Raw genomic sequence first — 14,252 nt, 5'->3', positions numbered from 1 at the left:
ATGCTGGTGATCGGCCTGATGTCCGGGACGTCGTACGACGCGGTGGACGCGGCGGCGGCCGAGCTGCGGCTGCTGGACGGCACGCTGCTGCTGAAGCCGCTGGGGATGGTGAGCACGCCGTACGACGAGGAGCTGCGGGAGGCGCTCGCGGGGGCGCTGCCGCCGTCCGCCGTGCCGCTGGCGCGGGTGTGTCTGCTCGACACCCGGATCGGACAGGCGTTCGCGGCGGCCGCGGTTCGGGTCGATCGTGAACTGTGCGGCGGGCGGGCCGAGTTGGTGTCCTCGCACGGGCAGACGGTCTACCACTGGGTGGACGGCGGCCGGGTGCACGGCACGTTGCAGCTCGGGCAGCCGGCGTGGATCGCGGAGGCGACGGGGCTGCCGGTCGTCGCCGACCTCAGGTCGCGGGACGTGGCGGCCGGGGGGCAGGGTGCTCCGCTGGTCAGCCTGGTTGACCTGCTGTGGCTGCGCGGGCGGCCGGGGAGGCCGGTGGCACTGAACCTCGGCGGGATCGCCAACCTCACCGCGCCCGACGGCACGGCCTTCGACACCGGACCCGGGTGCGCGCTGCTGGACGCGGCGGTCCGGGAGTTCACCGGCGGCCGGCTGGCGTACGACGTGGACGGGGCGCTGGCGGCGCGCGGCCGTCCGCACGGGCCGCTGCTCGAAGAGCTGCTGACGGAGCCGTACTACGCGCTGCCCGCGCCGAAGACGACCGGCAAGGAGCTGTTCCACGCCGGGTACTGGCGGGCGCCCGAGGGCCTGTCGGCCGAGGACGCGCTGGCGACCCTCACCCATCTCACCGCCCGGACGGTGGTGGACGCGGTGCGCGGCGTGGCGGCGACGGAGGTGGTCGCGTCGGGCGGCGGCACCCGCAACCCGGTGCTGATGCGGACGCTGCGCGGCCTGCTCCCGGAGATCCCGGTGCGCCTCTCGGACGAACTCGGGCTGCCCGCGGCGGCGAAGGAGGCGTACGCCTTCGCGGTCCTCGGCTTCCTCACCGCACACGGCCTCGCGGGAACGGCCCCGGCCGCCACCGGCGCCCGCCACCCGAGCGTCCTGGGCTCGCTCACCCCGGGACGGAACGGCCTGCGTCTGCCGCCGCCGGCACCGGCGCCACCGGTCCGGCTGCGGCTCGAATGAGCTGTGCCGGTCCGCTCGAACGGGGGGTGCGGATCCGCTCGACCGAGGTGTGCCGTTCCGCCTCGGCCGAACATCGCCGGATCCTCTCATCCGACTTTCACCGATGCCTCATACGGTAGGAGCATGACGCAGGTGACTCCCCCCGGGTGGTATCCCGATCCCGGGCAGACAAGTGACGGTCCGGCCACCGAACGCTGGTGGGACGGCAAGGCCTGGACGGAGCAGACCCGGCCCGCCGGGTCGGCCGCCGACTGGGGTCCCCCGCCGCAGCCGCCGGCCGACGGGGCACAGCCGGCCTACCCGGCGTATCCGGCCGGCGAGGCCTACCCCGCGTACCCGGGTTATCCGGGGTACCCGGCGCAGCCGCCGGCCCCCGCCCGGCGCGGGCTGCGTACCGGCATCGCCGTCGGCGTCGCCGTGGCGGTCCTCGCCGCGATCGGGGTCGGCGCGTGGGCGCTGACCGCCAACGGCGGCGGCGACGGCCAGCAGGCCTCGCAGCAGGGCCCGGGCGGTCAGGGCGGGTTCGGCCAGGGCGGCCCCGAGGGGCAGAACGGCGGGCAGAGCGGCGGTCAGAACGGCGGCCAGGGCTTCCCGTTCGGCGGGTCGGGCGGCGGCTCGGGGTCCGGCGGCACCGACGGGGGCGCGTCGCCGTCGCCGGGCCAGTCCGAGGCGCCGAAGGTCAAGGGCGGCGGCACGGTGTCGGACTCGATCAACGCCATCAGCATCCCGGTACCGGACGGCTGGACCGGGCAGGCGATCGAATACGGCGCCAATGTCAGCTCCGACGACTCCTACAAGTGCCCGGGCGACACCTCGAAGAGCTGCACCGCAGGCGGCGCCTACTCGGCGCCCGCGGTGGTGCTGGGCACCAAGGGGGACACCGCCGAGGAGGTCGCCAAGGCGGACATCGCGGCCAACGCCAAGGACTCATACGGCGGCAAGACCTACGGCGCGATCACCTCGCACGAGGTGCTGGCCTCCAAGGCGGTCACCGTGGCCGGGCAGAAGGGGTACCTGGTCCGCTGGAAGGCGATCACCAGCAAGGGCGCCGACGGCTACGTCGAGTCGCTGGCCTTCCCGTCGCCCGCGAACGCCCAGCAGATCGTGGTGGTCCGGTTCGGTGTCGACGTCGGCCAGAAGGAGTCGATCATCGACACCATCACCAGCGGCATCAAGGTGTCCTCGGGCAGCGGCAGCGGCTCGAACGTCTGACCCGCACCGGTCCCGGAACAGCAGTCGGCCGGGTGGAGCGCCCCTCCGCTCAAAGGGGCACCCCACCCGGCCGGGGGGGTGCGCGCCGCCCCCGTCCCCACGGTGCGGCGCGAGCAGGTCGCCGTCCAGTCATCCCGTGGACGGCGGCCTGGGTCCTAGGTCAGTCCGAGTGCGGGCAGCGCGACGGCCTCCACGAAGCGGACGAGATAGTCGGCGTCGGCGTACTCGCCGGTGAGCACGGGCCGCACCCGCAGCACGCCGAACATCATGGCGGGCACGTAGTCCAGCGCGGGATGCCCCTCGGGCACCTCGCCCCGCTCGACCCCGCGGCGCAGGATCTGCTGGAGCGCCGCGATCTCGGGTTCCACGAGCGCCTCGCGCAGCGCCTGCGCCAGTGCCTCGTCCGAGTGCACGGCGTGCCCCAGCGCGGAGAGCAGCTTGGTGTCCTTGCGCGACCAGTCGCCCGCGGCCCGCGCGACCTCGCGCAGGTCCTGGGCGAGTGACCCGGTGTCGACGCCGGCGAAGCGCACCTCACGGTTGGCCCGCAGCGCGGCCGCGACGAACTGCGGCTTGGTCTTCCACTGCCGGTAGAGCGTCGACTTGCTGCAGCGGGTGCTCGCGGCGACCCCCTCCATGGAGACGGAGTCGTAGCCGCACTCGCGGATCTGTTCGAGCACGGCGTCGAAGAACTCCCGCTCACGCTCCGGCGTGATCTTGGAGCGGCGCGAGGCGGCGACCATGTCCGGTCCGTCCGCGGCCTGCGACGTCATGTGCCCTGCTCCTCACTCGTTCCTCACGTGCGGATCACTTCCGCCCCGCCCGCCGTTCGGCCGGCGCGGAAACCTACAACCAGTGTGGCCTACGTCTATCGATACGCCACTGTACCGGTACTCGACCGTATCGGTACAGTGGCGTATCGGTACGCTTCCGTATCGAAGAGTTCGGGCCACCGTCCGGGACTCGCACAGCACCACCGTCAGTGAGGGGGGCCTGGGATGAGATCCCAGTCCGAGCCTGCTTCAGCGGAGCCGGGCGCGATAGCCCGGCCGCCGCTCGTCCGTGAGTTCCTGCTCGTCGCAGGGCTCTTCCTCGTCTACAAGTTCGGGCGGCAGCTGGCCACCGGCCACACCGCCGAGGCCCTGCACAACGCCCACCGGATCTGGGACCTGGAACGGACGCTGCACCTGCCCTCGGAGGTCGACGTGCAGTCCGCACTGCTGCACGGCGACACCCTCGTACACCTGGCCAACACCTACTACGCCATCGTTCATTTCCCGGCCACGCTGGCCTTCCTGGTCTGGCTCTACCTGAAGCGCCCCGCGCACTATGTCTGGGCCCGCCGGGTCCTGGCCCTGGTGACCGCCGCGGCCTTGGTGCTGCCCTTCACCTTCCCGCTGGCCCCGCCCCGGATGCTGGCCGCGAGCGGCCTGATCGACACCGCCCGGGTCTACGGCCCCTCGGTCTACGGCCCGCCGAGCAGCGACCACCTCTCCAACCAGTTCGCGGCGATGCCCTCGCTGCACTTCGGCTGGGCCCTGATGGTCGCGATCGGCCTGATCGTCGCCACCCGCTCCCGCTGGCGCTGGCTGTGGCTGCTGCACCCCGCGATCACCCTCCTCGTGATCGTCGGCACCGCGAACCACTACTGGCTGGACGCGATCATCGCCACCGCGATGCTCGGCTCCGCCCTCGCCCTGATCCGCCCCCAGACTTCGTCCGGGGGGACCCCCACCTCGCTTCGCTCGCCGCACCGCACGGCCACGACAGCCGGGCGCGGCACCCGGCGCCTGGTCTCCGAGGAGCCCGCACTGGTGGGGGCCGGCCGATGAGCGCCGCGGCCCTGGTCGCCGTCGTCCTCTCCCTGGTCTCGGCCGTCGCCTACGCGGCCGCCGCCGTGGCCCAGGAACGCCTCGCCGCGAAGACCGCCGGCGCGGGCCTGCTGCGGCTGCTCGGCTCCGGCGCCTGGTGGGCGGCGGTGGGACTGAACGCCGGCGCCGCCCTGCTGCACGTCGTCGCCCTGAAGTACGGCCCGCTGACCCTCGTCCAGCCGCTGGGTGCACTCACCCTCGTGGCGGCCGTGCCGATGGGCGCCCGGGCGGCCGGTCGCCGGGTCACCGCCACCGAGTGGCGGGGCACCGCCCTGACCCTGCTGGGCCTCGGCGCCCTCCTGGTCACAGCCTCAGGACCCGCACCCCACCAGGTGCTGAGCCTCACCGAGGCCCTCGCGGTGGCCGGTACGACGGCTGCCCTGATCGGCGTCCTGTCCCGCCCCGGCACCCGCCCCGGCCTGCGGCACGCGACCGCGTCCGGCTTCGCCTCGGGCGTCGCCTCGGCCCTCACCCAGACGGTGACGGTGGCGGCGACGGACCGCTCGGGTCCGGCCCTGAGCGTCGAGGTGATCGTGGTCGCCCTGCTGGTCGCCGCGTTCGCGGTGGGCGGCCTGCTGCTCTCCCAGACGGCCTACCGCGGCGGCCTCGGCGCCCCGCTCGCGGTCGTCACCCTGTCCAACCCGGTGGCCGCGGCGGTCATCGGCCTGACCCTGCTGGGCCAGGGCCTCCAGGACGGAGTCTGGGGCATCCTGCTCGCCCTGACGGGCGCGGGCCTTGCCTCCTGGGGCGTGGTCCTGCTGACCCGGGTGACACCGCAGGCGCCGGTCGTCGAACCGGACGACGAACACCCGGTGGCAGCGGTCCTGGCCCTGGACCCGACCCTTCTTCCCCGGCAATCACCCGAACCGAAGAAGCTGACCGCTCTCTAGTGCCGCGGCAGGCCGCGTCGGTCGGCACGGCTGCGTGGGGGCCGGTCGCGCAGTTCCCTGAGTCCCTAAAGGGGCGACGCGCCCCCGAAGGGGCGCGGGGAACTGCGCGACCGGCCACGAACCACCCGCAGCCGCCTGACAGCAGTCCCCCACACCCCTTGGGTGCACGCTCACACCGTGATGATCGCCGGGTCGCTGACCCCGGCCTCCCCGTTCTCCACATGCCCGGCGAACCGCCGCACAAAGCTCGCGTCCGCCTCCGACGTCACCGTCAGGTCGTACCACCGCTCGCTGTGGTTGAGGTGCACGATGTGCGTCACAACGGCCCCGGCCCGCACCGTGAACGTCCGCCCCCGGCCGCCGTACCCGTCGGCCACCGCCAGCTTCACCGTGCCGCTGCCCTTGTTGGTGAAGGTCAGCTCGATGTCGTCGCCGTGCGGCCGGGCGGTGACCTCGGGGCCCGCCACCTTGCCGGGGCCCTGGAAGCCGCGCAGGAAGCCGTTCGGGCCGTGCACGGTCAGGTCGTAGGAGCCGCCCGAGTACACCGAGTTCCAGGTGTCGGAGACGGTCTTGCCCGCCTCGGTGGTGTAGCTCCAGGGGCCGTCGGAGCGGTTGTTGGAGGTCACCAGGAAGGCGGCACCGGCCTGCGCGCCCGACGCGAAGGTGAGCGTGAACTTCCCGGCCGCCGCGTCCAGCGCGCCGTCCACCAGCGGGGCGTACTTCAGCGGCCGGGTGGGCCGGGAGCCGCGCTCCTGCTTCGGCAGCGCAGGGTTGGCCGGCGGGGTGGGCACGTAGTCGGGGTGGCGGTTGCCGTCCGGCGGCCGGTAGCCGTCCGTGGCGGGCAGCGCGACCGGCTTGGTGTCCTTGCGGGAGAAGTCGAACGCCGAGGTCAGGTCGCCGGTGACGGCACGCCGCCAGGGCGAGATGTTGGGCTCGTGGACGCCGAAGCGGGCCTCCATGAACCGGATGATCGAGGTGTGGTCGAGCGTCTCGGAGCAGACGAAGCCGCCCTTGCTCCACGGGGAGACGACCAGCATCGGGACGCGCTGGCCGAGGCCGTAGGCACCGGCCGAGTGGCTCGCGTCGCCCTTGAAGAGGTCCAGGCTCGGGTCGACCGTGGACTTGCCCTGCGCGGCGGAGGCCGGCGGGAACGGCGGGATCAGGTGGTCGAAGAAGCCGTCGTTCTCGTCGTACGTGATGAAGACGGCCGTCTTCGCCCACACCGCGGGGTCGGCGGTGAGCGCGTCGAGGACCTGCGAGACGTACCAGGCGCCGTAGTTCGCGGGCCAGTTGGGGTGCTCGGTGAAGGCCTCGGGGGCGACCACCCAGGAGATCTGCGGCAGCTTGCCGGCCTTGACGTCGGCCTTGAGCCGGTCGAAGAAGCCCTCGCCCTTGGTGGCGTCGGTGCCGGTGCGGGCCTTGTCGTACAGCGGGTCGCCGGGCTGGGCGTTCTGGTACTGCTTGAAGTAGAGCAGCGAGTTGTCGCCGTAGTTGCCGCGGTAGGCGTCCTGGATCCAGCCCCAGCCGCCGGCCGCGTCCAGGCCGTCGCCGACGTCCTGGTAGATCTTCCAGGATACGCCGGCCTTCTCCAGGCGCTCCGGGTACGTGGTCCAGCTGTAGCCGGCCTCGTCGTTGCCGAGGACCGGGCCGCCGCCCTGGCCGTCGTTGCCGGTGTAACCCGTCCACATGTAGTAGCGGTTCGGGTCGGTGGAGCCCATGAACGAGCAGTGGTAGGCGTCGCAGATGGTGAAGGCGTCGGCGAGCGCGTAGTGGAACGGTATGTCGTCGCGGTTCAGGTACGCCATCGTCGTGGTGCCCTTGGCCGGCACCCACTTGTCGTACTTGCCGGCGTCGACGGCGGTGTGCGTGTCGTTCCAGCCGTGCGGGAGGTCCTGGATGAAGGCGAGGCCCAGGTCGTCGGCGTCCGGGTGGAAGGGCAGGACGTCCTTCGTGCCGTTCGACTGCTTCCACACGGACTTGTTGTTCTGGGTGACCGGGCGGGGGTCGCCGAAGCCGCGGACGCCGCTCAGGGTACCGAAGTAGTGGTCGAACGACCGGTTCTCCTGCATCAGGACGACGATGTGCTCGACGTCTTCGATCGACCCGGTGCGGTGGTTCGCGGGCAGTGCGGCGGCGCGCTGGATGCTGCTGGACAGCGCGGTGAACGCCGTGGTGGCGCCCGCCAGTTGGAGGAATCGGCGCCGGTTGACTTCGGACATGGGTGAGCGACCTCTCATCCTGACGCACGGGTTGGCCGGAACAGGGCGGATTGTGCGCGGGTGCGAGTGTTCCAAGGGCATCGAACGTCAGGGAAGGGTCTGGTGGCGCGGATGTGAAACTCGGCGGTACGTGAGGTAGGTAGTCGGTAAGGAGACGGAGCCGGCCGACGGGTCCTGGATGACCAACGTCTGCATCAGGGGCCCGGCTTGACCGCCGGGGGCCGCCACCTGCTGATCCGGGCCCGGCTACGGGGCGGCGCCCCCGGGTCGGGCGCCCTGTTGGTCAACCTATTCACTTTGTTGCGCATGCCGTTCGGCCCGCTGCGCAAGCCTCCGCAGGGCCAGGTCCCCCCACTGGAGGTTCTCCCGCTCGAAGGACATCCCGCGCAGCAGGGTGAGGTACGGGCCGATGCGGTCCGTCTCGGCGAAGTACGCCTCCTCGGACCGGCCGGCGAGGAGACGCTGCCGGATCCGCTCGTAGCGGGTGAGTTTGGCAGTGGCCCACTCCATGCGTTCGGCGACGGCGGTCCGGACCGCCTCGATGTCACCGACGTCCGCGCACTGCACCTTGACCAGCAGCTCGTCGCGGACCACCGCGGGCCGGCCGGGGGGCTCGGACGTGTAGGCGCGTACCGCCTGGCGGCCGGCCTCCGTCAGCGAGAACAGCCGCTTGTTGGGCCTGCGTTCCTGCTCGACGACGCGGGCGGCGACCAGTCCGTCCGCCTCCATGCGCTCCAGCTCGCGGTAGAGCTGCTGGGGCGTCGCCGTCCAGAAGTTGGCGACCGTCGCGTCGAATCCCTTCGCGAGGTCGTACCCGGAGGCCTCTCCCTCCAGGAGGGCGGCCATCAGCGCATTCCGCAGAGCCATGGCAGCACGCTAGCATGCACCTACTCAACTTTTTGACTAGGTGAGGTGGGACCCATGCATTCCGCGCACCCCGTGCACCCGTTCCGCAAGGCCGTCGAGAGCGGCGACATGGCCGCCGTGGCCGCCCTGCTCGCCGACGACGTCGTCTTCACCAGCCCGGTCGCCTTCAAGCCGTACCCGGGCAAGCCGGTCACGGCCGCGATCCTGCGCGCGGTGTCGCAGGTGTTCGAGGACTTCGCCTACGTACGGGAGATCGCGAACCCGGACGGCCGCGACCACGCCTTCGTGTTCACGGCCACGGTCGCCGGCAAGCAGCTCCAGGGCTGCGACTTCCTGCACTTCGACGAGGACGGGAAGATCGACGAGTTCACGGTGATGGTGCGTCCGCTGTCGGCCGCGCAGGCGCTGTCCGAGGCGATGGGCGCCCGGTTCGAGCAGATCGCCCAGGAGGCGGCCGCCGCGCGGTGACCCTCCCGGAGCACGCGCCGCTCAGCGCCGCCCGCCCGGGGTCCGGCCGGTGAGGGCGTCGCGCAGGCCCGCGCGGGAGGAGACGCCGAGCTTCGGGAAGGCACTGCGCAAGTGGGCGGCCACCGCGCGGCCGACGGGCGGCCGCGGGGTACGGCGGCGGGTTCCGCCCGCTGCTACGGCTGCCCCGGCTCCCTCACGACCGGCACCCGCCATACCAGCGTCGTTCCCCCGCCCGCCGGCCCCTGGGGACAGTCCCACTCCAGCCGGCCGCCGAGTTCCGCCGCCCGTTCCGCCATGTTCCGCAGCCCGCTGCGACGGCCCTCGGGCCGGATGCCCACTCCGTTGTCCCGGACGGTGAGGACCAGCTCCCGCCCGTCGGTCGCCAGGACGGCCTCCGTGCGGTCGGCGTGCGCGTGCCGGGCGATGTTGGTCAGGGCCTCGGACAGGACCGCGACCGCGTGATCGGCGATCTCCTTGGGCACGTCGGTGTCGAGCAGCCCCTCCATCCGCACGCTCGGCGCGAACCCGAGCGCCGCGGCCGCCTCACCGGCCACCCGCACCGCACGTGCCCGCAGCCCGCTGCCCGCACCGCCCTCCCGGGCCCGCAACCCGAAGATCGTCGACCTGATGATCTTGATGGTCTCGTCCAGGTCGTCCACCGCCCGCAGCACCCGCTCCGCGGCCTCCGAGTGCTCGATGAAACGCCCCGCGCTCTGCAGGGTCATCCCGGTCGCGAACAGCCGCTGGATCGCCAGGTCGTGCAGATCCCGCGCGATCCGGTCGCGGTCCTTGAGCACCGCGATCTCCTCCGCGTCCCGCCGCCGCTCCGCCAGCTCCATCGCGAGAGCCGCCTGCGCCGCGAAAACCTGCAAGGGCTCGGTCTCCTTCGCCGTGAACGGCGGCCGGCCCGCCTCGCGTGCCAGCAGCACCACACCCCGCACCCCCGCCTCACCCGTCCCGATCGGACTGGCCACCGCCGGCCCCAGCCCGGTGAACCGCGGCGGCTCCGGCGAGACCCGCTCGTCATGGACCACGTCCGTACTGGTCACCAGGGCATCCCGGGCGAACGCCAGACCCATGAGCGTCCTGTCCAGCGAAAGCACCAGCCCCTGATGAGCGTCCGCGTCCATACCGACGGCGATCTCCACCGTGAGCGAGTCGGTGTCCGCCATCGGGGTCGCGACCGCGGCCAGCGCCGAACCGGTGATCTCCCTGGCCTGCTCGGCGATCAGCCCGAGGGCCTCGGCGCTCGGGCTGCCCGACATCAGACTGTTCGTGATCTCCGCGCTCGCCCGCAGCCAGCGCTCGCGCAGCCGCGACTCCTCGTACAGCCGGGCATTGTCGATCGCCACCCCGGCCGCCACGGCCAGCGTCGACGTCACCGACACGTCCTCCTCGTCGAACTGGCCGCCACCCCGCTTCTCGGTCAGGTAGAGGTTGCCGAAGACCTGGTCGCGGACCCGGATCGGGACCCCGAGGAAGGAGTTCATCGGCGGGTGGTTCGGCGGGAAGCCGTACGAGGCCGGATGCTCGGAGAGCTTGGCCAGGCGCAGCGGCTCGGGTTCGCGGATCAGCTCGCCGAGGATCCCGTGGCCCTCCGGGAACGGGCCGATCCGGGCGATCTCCTCCTCGGTCACCCCGACCGTGTGGAACGCCGACAGCCGCCTGCCGTCGGGCCCGATCACCCCCAGGGCCGCGTACTCGGCGTCCACCAGCACCGCCGCCGCCTCCACGATGCTGCGCAGAGCCTGCTCCAGGTCCAGTTCCCGGCCGACCGAGAGCACCGCCTCCAGCAGGCTGTGCACCCGGTCCCGGGTGCCACGCGCCGCGTCCAGCCGCGCCTGCAGCTCCCCCAGCAGCTCGTCCAGCCTGAGCTGCGGCAGCCGCACCTGGGCCGCCTCATGGCTCTCCACCGCGCTCCTCCCGACCCCGTCGACTCGTACACCGGCAGGTCCGGTCAAGGCCCACCGTAGTGCGGGCCGACCTCGCCGGGCACCTGGATCGGGCAAGTCGGGCGGGCGTCAGCGCGGCGCGGCGGACAGCACCGGAACGGAACCCCCGTACCGGGTGCGCCGCCCAGGTCGTAAGGGCCGACCGGTCCCGAACCGGTGACCACCGGCACCCGCCACTGGGCACGGCCTGGGGGGAGACTGGGCTCAGGAGCGGCACCGGTCCCCCGCGGTGTCGCTCCGCGCCGCCCGGGCTCACGGGGAGTACCGCGGGAGCGCGGCGGGGATCACGGGATGGGGTCCAGGCCGTACCGGGTGCGGCCGCCGGTCGGTTCCCGTCCGGTGACGAGTTCCGGCTCGATGCGGACGAAGACCTCCCGCGGTGACGGAACCCAGGACCCCGGGCCGTCCAGGACGAGCCTCGCGTGTTCGCCGGGGACCCTGACCACGGCCGCACGGCCGGTCACGACGACGCTCCTGTACCGGCTCGGCGGGCTCCGCTGTACCGGCTCGGCGGGCTCCGCCTGGGCCGGTCGGCCCCCACCGGCCGCCGCACGCGCCCTTTCGCGCCGGAGACGACAGGAAGGACCGCCCGAAGCACCGCAGGACGGGGCCGTCCGGGGCGCCGCAGGACACGGACCGCCCGGGGCGCCGCAGGACACGGGCCGTCCGAGGCGCCGCAGGACGGGGCCGTCCGGGGCACCGCAGGACACGGACCACCCGGAGCACCGCAGGACCGACCGCCCGGAGCACCGAAGGACGGACCGGCCGGAGCACCGAAGGGGCCGAACGGCCCTTCCGCGCGAGTCGCCGGCTGGACTTCGCTCTTCTTATGGCCGACAACCACACGAGGTCCGCGACGTACCGCACGACCCGTACCGACGGGGGCACCACCGTCGTGACCCTGCACGGCGACCTCGACCTCCTGGCGGTTCCGGTCCTCTCCGTGGCCCTGGACGACCTGACGTCCGGTGCGGCGCCCGATCTGGTGCTCGACCTGAGTCCCGTCCCGTTCGCCGACTGCTCCGGCCTCGGTCTCCTGTGCCGGGCGCGCAACCGGGTCCGGTACCGCGGCGGCAGACTGCGCCTGGTCACGCCGGACGACGACTTCCACCGGCTGCTGCGCCGCACGGGGCTGGGCGACGCGTTCGAGCTGTACCCCGGCCTCCCGGAGGCCCTCGCCGACGGGGACGCCCCCGTCCCGGTCGCCTGACCGGGACGGGGAACGCGCACGTTCAGCCGTTCCAGGTCCAGTCGGCGACCTCGGGCAGGTCGGTGCCGTGCTCGCGGATCCAGGCCTGGTGGCGGGTGCGGGCGTCGGCCATCTGCTGGCGTACGGCGGCGGCCCGGACCGCGAGGCCGGGCACCCGGTCGATGACGTCCATGACCAGCCGGTAGCGGTCCAGGTCGTTGCGGACGACCATGTCGAACGGCGTGGTCGTGGTCCCCGACTCCTTGTAGCCGCGCACGTGCAGGTGCGGGTGGCCGGTGCGGCGGTAGGCGAGGCGGTGGATCAGCCAGGGATACCCGTGGTACGCGAAGATCACCGGCTTGTCGGCGGTGAACAGGCCGTCGTACTCGAAGTCGGTCATCCCGTGCGGGTGCTCGTCCTTCGGGAGCAGCCGGGTCATGTCGACGACGTTGACCACGCGGACGGCCAGCTGCGGCAGCTGCCGGCGCAGCAGCTGGGCGGCGGCGAGCACCTCCTGGGTGGGCACGTCGCCGGCGCAGGCCAGCACCACGTCGGGCTCGCGGGTGCCGTCCTCGGTGCCCGCCCACTCCCAGATCCCGGCGCCGCGCGCGCAGTGCACGCGGGCCTCGTCCATGGAGAGCCAGTCGAAGCAGGGCTGCTTGCCGGCCACGATGACGTTGACGTAGTCCCGGCTGCGCAGCGCGTGGTCCGCGACCGAGAGCAGGGTGTTGGCGTCCGGCGGCAGGTAGACGCGGACGACCTCGGGGCTCTTGTTGAGGACGTGGTCGACGAAGCCGGGGTCCTGGTGCGAGAAACCGTTGTGGTCCTGGCGCCAGACGTGGGACGTGAGCAGGTAGTTGAGCGAGGCGATCGGCGCCCGCCACGCCAGCTCCCGTGCTGTCTTGAGCCACTTGATGTGCTGGTTGACCATCGAGTCGACGATGTGCACGAACGCCTCGTAGCAGGAGAACATCCCGTGCCTGCCGGTGAGGAGATAGCCCTCCAGCCAGCCCTGGCAGGTGTGCTCGGAGAGGATCTCCATCACCCGGCCGTGCCGGTCCAGGTGCTCGTCCACCTGCAGCAGCGCGGCCTGCCAGGCCTTGCCGCTGGCGCCGTAGACGGCCTGCAGCCGGTTGGAGGCGGTCTCGTCCGGGCCGACCAGGCGGAAGTCCCGGCGCGCCCCGGTGTCCTTCATGACCTGGGCCAGGAGGTCACCGAGCACCCGCGTGGGTTCGTGCAGGGCCGTACCGGGCTTGTCGACGGGGACGGCGAACTCGTCGAGGTCGGCGATGGGCAGGTCGCGGACGAGCAGCCCGCCGTTGGCGTACGGCGACGCGCCCAGACGCCGCGCCCCCTCGGGGACGCAGGCAAGCACGTCGGCGACCGGCCGTCCGTCGGGGGCGAAGAGCTCCTCGGGCCGGTACGAACGCAGCCATGCCTCCAGCTGCCGCAGGTGCTCGGGGTTCTCGCGGACGCCGGCCAGCGGGACCTGGTGGGCCCGCCAGGTGCCCTCGACGGGGACACCGTCCACCTCCGCCGGACCGGTCCAGCCCTTCGGCGTCCGCAGCACGATCACCGGCCAGTGCACGCGCTCGGTGATCCCCTCCTCGCGCGCCGAGCGCTGCATCACGGCGATGCGGTCCAGCGCGTCGTCCATCGCCGCCGCCATGGCCCGGTGGACCTCGTGCGGGTCGTCGCCCGTGACGTGGATCGGCTCGTGGCCGTAGCCGCGCAGCAGTTCGTCCAGCTCGGACTCGGGCAGGCGGGCCAGGACCGTCGGGTTGGCGATCTTGTAGCCGTTCAGGTGCAGGATCGGCAGGACGGCGCCGTCGTGGACCGGGTCGAGGAACTTGTTGGAGTGCCAGGAGGCGGCCAGCGGCCCGGTCTCCGCCTCGCCGTCCCCGATCACACAGGCGACCAGCAGGTCCGGGTTGTCGAAGGCGGCGCCGTAGGCGTGGGAGAGGGAGTAGCCGAGCTCACCGCCCTCGTGGATGGAGCCGGGCGTCTCGGGAGCCACGTGACTGGGCACCCCGCCGGGGAAGGAGAACTGCCGGAACAGCCGGCCCATCCCCGCCGCGTCCCGCGGGACGTCGGGGTAGGTCTCGCTGTAGCTGCCCTCCAGCCAGGAGTTGGCCAGCACGGACGGCCCCCCGTGCCCCGGCCCCCACACGCACAGCGCGTCCAGACCGCGGGCCCGGATCACCCGGTTGAGGTGGGTGTACACGAGGTTCAGGCCGGGCGAGGTGCCCCAGTGGCCGAGCAGCCGGGGCTTGATGTGCTCGGGGCGCAGCGGCTCGGTGAGCAGCGGGTTGGACATCAGGTAGATCTGGCCCGCCGCCAGGTAGTTGGCGGCACGCCAGTGCGCGTCCAGGGTGCGCACTTCGTCGTCGGACAGTACGGTGGCGTCCTGGTGTTCGACCTTGGGCATCGGGATGGCTCCATGG

At 72.7% G+C, this 14,252-nt stretch carries 11 protein-coding genes and 1 pseudogene; 6 read left to right on the top strand and 6 right to left on the bottom strand.

What is annotated here, in order from left to right; all coding sequences use genetic code 11:
- The gene (locus ACFY0K_RS24005) at nucleotides 1-1,143 is read left to right on the top strand and encodes an anhydro-N-acetylmuramic acid kinase (protein ID WP_390641584.1); all 1,143 of its coding nucleotides are present in this window, start codon (nucleotides 1-3) and stop codon (nucleotides 1,141-1,143) included.
- 123 nt (nucleotides 1,144-1,266) lie between these two features.
- Nucleotides 1,267-2,355, top strand: a complete 1,089-nt coding sequence (locus tag ACFY0K_RS24000) for a DUF2510 domain-containing protein (RefSeq protein ID WP_390641583.1) — start codon at nucleotides 1,267-1,269, stop codon at nucleotides 2,353-2,355.
- 155 nt (nucleotides 2,356-2,510) lie between these two features.
- Here the strand turns inward: ACFY0K_RS24000 and ACFY0K_RS23995 are convergent, their stop codons facing one another.
- Entirely contained in the window at nucleotides 2,511-3,125 is a 615-nt protein-coding gene (locus tag ACFY0K_RS23995; RefSeq protein WP_351955874.1) for a TetR/AcrR family transcriptional regulator C-terminal ligand-binding domain-containing protein, read from the bottom strand.
- A gap of 225 nt (nucleotides 3,126-3,350) precedes the next feature.
- Between ACFY0K_RS23995 and ACFY0K_RS23990 the strand changes: the two genes are divergently transcribed.
- The gene (locus ACFY0K_RS23990) at nucleotides 3,351-4,184 is read left to right on the top strand and encodes a phosphatase PAP2 family protein (RefSeq protein WP_390641582.1); all 834 of its coding nucleotides are present in this window, start codon (nucleotides 3,351-3,353) and stop codon (nucleotides 4,182-4,184) included.
- On the top strand, nucleotides 4,181-5,113 hold the full coding sequence (locus ACFY0K_RS23985; protein ID WP_390641581.1) for a hypothetical protein: 933 nt from the start codon (nucleotides 4,181-4,183) through the stop codon (nucleotides 5,111-5,113). The genes ACFY0K_RS23990 and ACFY0K_RS23985 overlap by 4 nt, the downstream gene beginning before the upstream one ends.
- Before the next feature lie 170 nt (nucleotides 5,114-5,283).
- Here the strand turns inward: ACFY0K_RS23985 and ACFY0K_RS23980 are convergent, their stop codons facing one another.
- Entirely contained in the window at nucleotides 5,284-7,332 is a 2,049-nt protein-coding gene (locus tag ACFY0K_RS23980; protein ID WP_390641580.1) for a phosphocholine-specific phospholipase C, read from the bottom strand.
- 288 nt (nucleotides 7,333-7,620) lie between these two features.
- The gene (locus tag ACFY0K_RS23975; protein WP_390641579.1) at nucleotides 7,621-8,199 is read right to left on the bottom strand and encodes a PadR family transcriptional regulator; all 579 of its coding nucleotides are present in this window, start codon (nucleotides 8,197-8,199) and stop codon (nucleotides 7,621-7,623) included.
- 72 nt (nucleotides 8,200-8,271) lie between these two features.
- Here ACFY0K_RS23975 and ACFY0K_RS23970 point away from each other — a divergent pair, with 72 nt between their 5' ends.
- Nucleotides 8,272-8,667 carry a nuclear transport factor 2 family protein gene (locus tag ACFY0K_RS23970; protein ID WP_351956413.1) on the top strand — a complete coding sequence of 132 codons (396 nt, stop codon included), beginning with the start codon at nucleotides 8,272-8,274 and terminating at the stop codon, nucleotides 8,665-8,667.
- Between the two features lie 173 nt (nucleotides 8,668-8,840).
- On the opposite strand, the gene ACFY0K_RS23965 is transcribed toward ACFY0K_RS23970, so the two are convergent.
- Nucleotides 8,841-10,580: a GAF domain-containing protein gene (locus tag ACFY0K_RS23965; RefSeq protein ID WP_390641578.1), complete on the bottom strand. Its 1,740-nt coding sequence runs from the start codon at nucleotides 10,578-10,580 to the stop codon at nucleotides 8,841-8,843.
- A 323-nt stretch (nucleotides 10,581-10,903) separates the two neighbouring features.
- Nucleotides 10,904-11,182, bottom strand: a pseudogene (locus tag ACFY0K_RS23960) (pyridoxamine 5'-phosphate oxidase family protein); the annotation flags it as partial.
- A gap of 266 nt (nucleotides 11,183-11,448) precedes the next feature.
- On the opposite strand from ACFY0K_RS23960, the gene ACFY0K_RS23955 reads away from it, so the two are divergent.
- Nucleotides 11,449-11,829 carry an STAS domain-containing protein gene (locus ACFY0K_RS23955; protein ID WP_390641577.1) on the top strand — a complete coding sequence of 127 codons (381 nt, stop codon included), beginning with the start codon at nucleotides 11,449-11,451 and terminating at the stop codon, nucleotides 11,827-11,829.
- A gap of 22 nt (nucleotides 11,830-11,851) precedes the next feature.
- Here the strand turns inward: ACFY0K_RS23955 and ACFY0K_RS23950 are convergent, their stop codons facing one another.
- Nucleotides 11,852-14,236, bottom strand: coding sequence for a phosphoketolase (locus ACFY0K_RS23950; RefSeq protein WP_390641576.1), 2,385 nt, complete (start codon nucleotides 14,234-14,236; stop codon nucleotides 11,852-11,854).
- Between the last annotated feature and the right edge of the window lie 16 nt (nucleotides 14,237-14,252).

The organism is Streptomyces sp. NPDC001507, from assembly GCF_042894765.1.
Classification (GTDB): domain Bacteria; phylum Actinomycetota; class Actinomycetes; order Streptomycetales; family Streptomycetaceae; genus Streptomyces.
The sequence above is the reverse complement of the archived record's forward strand: the minus strand, read 5'-3'. Positions and strand labels throughout refer to the sequence as shown.